Raw genomic sequence first — 1,460 nt, 5'->3', positions numbered from 1 at the left:
GGACTACACGGGTTTCTAATCCTGTTTGCTCCCCACGCTTTCGTGCCTCAGCGTCAGTATCGGGCCAGTGAGCCGCCTTCGCCACTGGTGTTCCTCCCGATATCTACGCATTTCACCACTACACCGGGAATTCCACTCTCCTCTGCCACCCTCAAGTCTCCTAGTTTCGAACGGCCTCTCCCAGTTGAGCCAGGAGCTTTCACGTCCGACTTAGAAGACCGCCTGCATGCGCTTTACGCCCAGTAAATCCGGATAACGCTCGCCTCCTACGTTTTACCGCGGCTGCTGGCACGTAGTTAGCCGAGACTTATTCCTGGGGTACTGTCCTTCCTCATCCCCCAGAAAAGGAGTTTACAACCCGAAGGCCTTCATCCTCCACGCGGCGTTGCTGCGTCAGGCTTTCGCCCATTGCGCAATATTCCTTGCTGCTGCTACCCGTAGGTATCTGGTCCGTGTCTCAGTACCAGTGTGGGGGGCCACGCTCTCACGCCCCCTACCCGTCTTCGCCTTGGTAGGCCATTACCCTACCAACTAGCTGATGGGCCGCAGGCCCCTCCCAGAGCGCCGGAGCTTCAGTTATCAGGTCTCTAACCCTGATAACATCTGGGGTATTAGCCACCGTTTCCAGTGGTTATCCCCCACTCTGGGGCAGGTCACCAACGTGTTACTCACCCGTTCGCCACTCTCACCCTCAGACGAGTCCAAGGGATCCCGTTCGACTTGCATGCATTAGGCACGCCGCTAGCGTTCATCCTGAGCCAGGATCAAACTCTCCGTAGAAAGTTTGTTTCCGTATTATCTCACGGAACTACGTTTCACATTTGAACCAAAACTCAAGTTGGCACTTGTTGCTGTTTCTGTCACTCTTCAGTTGTTAAGGTCCGCACAAGGCCGCGAATTTTATCACAAACTTTTTTGATGTCAAGACCAAATTTTTGGATAAAAAAATGGCCCCAAAAGATTTGCGATTCCCTGTTGCTACTGCGAAGAATCGTCTTCTTTCGCGACCTTGACTTCTCGTTTGTAGTGATGTTTCACCTGTTTGGTGACGACATCTTTTTTATCAATCGACAAGCTAGGATTATATCACGTTTTTTGTGGGTGTCAAGGGATTTTTTGAGCAATTTTGAAAATTCGTTGAAATTCCCTTGTTTCCTCTGGTAAGCTGCCGAATGAATCGCTTTTTGCTGTTCGAGCGGTGGGTATTCTATCAATAATAGTTATTGTGTCAAGGGCAAATTGCCATCAAAATCCAGTAATTTCTGCAAGAATGGAAAATACGTACAAAATGGTGGAGTGATTTGCCTGATGAGCTTTCGACAAGGAGTCGGCACGCTGTTTGCGGGAGTATTACAGGAGGTATTGCACCAGTGTCTCTGGGGTGTGACGGAGTTGAAGCAGAAACGGCCGTTACCCTCGAACATAACGGCCGTTCTTTACACTTTTTAAAATACGCCTTT

General features: G+C 49.9%; 1 protein-coding gene and 1 rRNA gene. One reads left to right on the top strand and one right to left on the bottom strand.

Annotated features, from left to right (window positions below; genetic code table 11):
- A 16S ribosomal RNA gene (locus D6694_14975) occupies positions 1-783 on the bottom strand; the annotation flags it as partial.
- Positions 784-918: 135 nt separating this feature from the next.
- Between D6694_14975 and D6694_14970 the strand changes: the two genes are divergently transcribed.
- Positions 919-1,164: a hypothetical protein gene (locus D6694_14970; protein ID RMH34887.1), complete on the top strand. Its 246-nt coding sequence runs from the start codon at positions 919-921 to the stop codon at positions 1,162-1,164.
- The last annotated feature ends 296 nt before the right edge of the window (positions 1,165-1,460 follow it).

This window comes from Gammaproteobacteria bacterium, assembly GCA_003696665.1.
Taxonomy (GTDB): domain Bacteria; phylum Pseudomonadota; class Gammaproteobacteria; order Enterobacterales.
This window is presented reverse-complemented; position numbering and strand designations above follow the sequence as displayed.